The organism is Streptomyces sp. UNOC14_S4, from assembly GCF_020740835.1.
Classification (GTDB): domain Bacteria; phylum Actinomycetota; class Actinomycetes; order Streptomycetales; family Streptomycetaceae; genus Streptomyces.
Genome location: NZ_JAINFC010000601.1, coordinates 1 through 4159 on the forward strand (window position 1 = coordinate 1; position 4159 = coordinate 4159).

2 protein-coding genes are annotated in these 4159 nt (G+C 74.9%); both read right to left on the bottom strand.

Annotated features, from left to right (window positions below):
- Window positions 1-2456: amino acid adenylation domain-containing protein (locus K6I34_RS32850; RefSeq protein WP_374231087.1), on the bottom strand; the 2456-nt coding region annotated here is incomplete at its 3' end.
- A 356-nt stretch (window positions 2457-2812) separates the two neighbouring features.
- On the bottom strand, window positions 2813-4159 hold a 1347-nt coding region (locus K6I34_RS32855; RefSeq protein ID WP_229331694.1), incomplete at its 5' end, for an ABC-F family ATP-binding cassette domain-containing protein.

Consider the following 4159-nt stretch of genomic DNA (forward strand, 5'->3'; position numbering starts at 1 on the left):
TCCCAGATCTCGCCCGCGGGGACGTGGCCGTCGAGGCAGGCGCCGGAGGTGAGTTCGGCGCCGGTGCCCAGGGAGGCGCCCGGCATCATCATGCTGCGGTGGGCGACCCGGGCGCCCGCGCCGACCTTCACGGCGCCGACGTGCAGCAGGCCGCCGTCCAGCCACCAGCCGGAGATGTCGGCCTCGGGCTCGACCGCGCAGCCGTCGCCGAACTCGGCGAGGCCGGTCACCGGGGGCATGGCGTGCAGGGCGACGCCGCGGCCCGCCTCGCAGCCCAGGGACCGGGCGTACCAGGAGGCCCAGGGCGTGCCGAGGAGCGAGGGGACGCCGAAGGAGGCGACGGTGCGTTCGGCGGCCCACAGCCGCAGGTGGACGCGGCCGCCGCGGGGGTAGGCGCCCGGGGTGATGCCGCGGGTGAGGGTCCGGGCGGCGAGGGCGCCGACGGTGAACCGGGCCGGGGCGCTGAAGAGCACCACCCAGCCGACGATCACGAACCACCAGGAGGTGTGCGGGGCCCAGGCCTCGGGGGCCAGCAGGCCGAGGACGTTGTCCGCCGCGGCGAGGCCGACGAGGCCGCGCAGACCGGCGACACCGAACAGCGCGCACTGCACGAGGACCTGGGCGACGCCGGTGCGCCGTCGCAGGGGGCGTACGGCCCGTACCTCGCGCGGGGGGTGCCCGGTCTGCTGTGCGGGGGTGAGGGAGTCGAGGTGCGCGGCCATGTCCCGCAGGACGGGGTGGCGGTAGAGACCGGCCACGGAGACCCCGGGGTGGCGCTCGCGCAGGGAGGAGGCCATGCGGGCGGCGGTGAGGCTGGTGCCGCCGAGGGAGACGAAGTCGGCGTCGGCGGCGGGCCGGGTGCCGAGCAGTTCCTCCCACAGGTCGGCCAGGCGAGCGGCGGTGCCGTGGAGTTCCTCGGCGGCCTCGCCGGCCTCGCCGCCGCGCTGCGGCAGGGGCCAGGGCAGGGCGTCGCGGTCGACCTTGCCGGAGGTGCGGGTGGGCAGCTCGTCGACCTCGGCGAGCACGGGGACGAGGGCGGCGGGCAGGCGCTCGGCCAGCAGTTCCCGTGCCTTCGTGCGGTCGTAGCCGCCGCCGGGCAGCACATAGCCGACGAGGATCCTGCCGCCCGCCGGGGTGGTGCGGACGGCCGCGGCGGCGCCGTGCACGCCGGGCAGGGCGCTCAGCGCGGCGTCGATCTCGCCGAGTTCGAGCCGGCGTCCGCCGATCTTGATCTGGTCGTCGGCGCGGCCCGCGAAGACCAGGCCCTCGGGGTCGGCGCGCACGAGGTCGCCGGTGCGGTAGGCCCGGTCGGTGTCCAGGGCGTCGCTGCGGCGGTAGCGGTCGGCGTCCTTGGCCGCGTCGAGGTAGCGGGCGTTGCCCGCGCCCGCGATGACGAGCTCGCCCTCCTCGCCCCAGGGGACGAGGGCGCCGGACTCGTCGACGACGGCCAGTTCCCAGCCGTCGAGGGGCAGGCCGATGCGGACGGGGCGGCCGGGCCGCATCCGGGCGGCGCAGGCGACGACGGTGGTCTCGGTCGGCCCGTAGGTGTTCCACATCTCGCGGCCGGGCACGGCGAAGCGGTCGACGAGGGAGGCGGGGCACGCCTCGCCGCCGACGATCAGCAGCCGGACGCGGTCGAGGCACTCCTGGGGCCACAGTGCCGCGAGGGTGGGCACGGTGGACACCACGGTGATGCCGCGCTCGACCAGCCAGGGGCCGAGTTCGTGGCCCGCGCGGACCAGGGCGCGGGGGGCGGGCACGAGGCAGGCGCCGTACCGCCAGGCCAGCCACATCTCCTCGCAGGAGGCGTCGAAGGCCACGGACAGTCCGGCCAGCACCCGGTCGCCGGGGCCGAGCGGGCCATCCTGGAGGAAGAGCCGCGCCTCGGCGTCGACGAAGGCGGCGGCGTTGCGGTGGGTGACCGCGACGCCCTTGGGGGCACCGGTGGAACCGGAGGTGAAGATGATCCAGGCGTCGTCCTCCGTGGTGGGCTCGCGGCGGCCCGGGCGGAGGGGTTCGGCGGGGCCGAGGGACAGCCGCCCGTCGGCGCCGCCGAGGACGGCGCAGACGCCCGCCTCGCCGAAGACGGTGGCGGCGCGCTCGTCGGGGTCGTCGGCGTCGACCGGCACATACGCGGCGCCGCTGGCCAGCGTCGCGAGGATCGCCAGGTAGAGCTCGGCGGTGCCGGAGGGGATGCGGATGCCGACACGGTCCCCGGGGCCGACACCCGCCCGGCGCAGCCGGTCGGCGCGCACGGCGATCTCGTCTCTCAGGGCGCGGTACGTGAGGGCCTCGGTACCGGTGTCGAGGGCGAGGGCCTCGGGATGTGCGGCGATCGTGGTGTCGAGTACGTCGAGCAGGGTGCGCGGGTGCGGTGCGGGGGCACCGCGGTAGCGCGCCTGCTCCACAGGTGGGTCCTGTGTGCCGGGCTGTGGGCCGGAAAGGGACGGGGACATCGTTACGCCTCTATTCGCCTGGAACCGACGATTGGTGAAATCGACGACGGTGAATCGGACGTCCTTCGGCGGACATCCGCCACCACAGACGTCCGGCCCCTGCCCCGGGTTCGCATGGTGAAGCCAACGTTCCGTAAATCGAACACCTGCGGGAGCATGCCCATCAGCAGTTCAAATCCGCCACCGTACGGGGCGAAGACACCACGGAACCCACCATGGCGTGCCGCTCGCCATGGTGGTTGCTTGGTCAAATATTGGCCACTACGTGGGTTTGTTTTCGGTCGGTTCTTCACCCGTACGAGCAAGACGTCCGGCCGCGGGGCCGACACCCGGTGGGACCGGCGGCGCCGGAGGTGTCAGCGCTCGGCGATGCGGCCGTCCTCGACCTCGATCCGGCGGGTGGTGTGCACGGCGTCGAGCATCCGCCGGTCGTGGGTGACCAGCAGCAGCGTTCCGGTGTAGGAGGCGAGGGCGGATTCGAGCTGTTCGATGGCGGGCAGGTCGAGGTGGTTGGTGGGCTCGTCGAGGACGAGCAGGTTGACCCCGCGGGCCTGGAGCAGCGCGAGCGCGGCGCGGGTGCGCTCGCCCGGGGAGAGGGTGGCGGCCGGGCGCAGCACGTGGGCGGCCTTCAGCCCGAACTTGGCGAGAAGCGTGCGGACGTCGGCGGGCTCCAGGTCGGGAACGGCCGTGCCGAAGGCGTCGAGCAGGGCCTCCGTGCCGAAGAACAGGGCGCGGGCCTGGTCGACCTCGCCGACGACGACACCGGGGCCGAGGGCGGCCGAGCCCGCGTCGAGGGGCAGCCTGCCGAGGAGGGCGGCGAGGAGCGTGGACTTGCCGGAGCCGTTGGCGCCGGTGATCGCGACGCGGTCGGCCCAGTCGATCTGGAGGTCGGCGGGGCCGAAGGAGAAGGCGCCGCGGCGGACCTCGGCGCCGCGCAGGGTGGCCACGACCGCGCCGGAGCGGGGCGCGGCGGCGATCTCCATGCGCAGCTCCCACTCCTTGCGGGGCTCCTCGACGACGTCGAGACGCTCGATGAGCCGCTCCGTCTGCCGGGCCTTGGCGGCCTGCTTCTCGGTGGCCTCGGCGCGGAACTTGCGGCCGATCTTGTCGTTGTCGGTGGCCTTGCGGCGGGCGTTCTTGACGCCCTTCTCCATCCAGTTCCGCTGGGTACGGGCGCGGGACTCCAGGGCCGCGCGGGTGTCGGCGTACTCCTCGTAGGCCTCGCGGGCGTGCCTGCGGGCGGTCTCGCGCTCCTCCAGGTAGGCGGTGTAGCCGCCGCCGAAGAGGGTGATCTTCTGCTGGGCGAGGTCGAGCTCCAGGACCTTGTCCACGGTGCGGGCCAGGAACTCGCGGTCGTGGCTGACGAGGACGGTGCCCGCGCGCAGCCCGCCGACGAAGGACTCCAGGCGGGCCAGGCCGTCCAGGTCGAGGTCGTTGGTGGGCTCGTCGAGGAGGAACACGTCGTAGCGGCTGAGCAGCAGCGAGGCGAGACCCGCGCGGGCGGCCTGGCCGCCGGAGAGCGCGGTCATGGGCCGGTCGAGGCCGACGGTGAGGCCGAGGGAGGCGACGACCTCCTCGGCACGCTCCTCCAGGTCGGCGCCGCCGAGGTCGAGCCAGCGGTCGAGGCTCTCGGCGTAGGCGTCGTCGGCGCCGGGCGCCCCCTCCACGAGGGCCTGGGTGGCGGCGGCGAGCGCGGCCTGGGC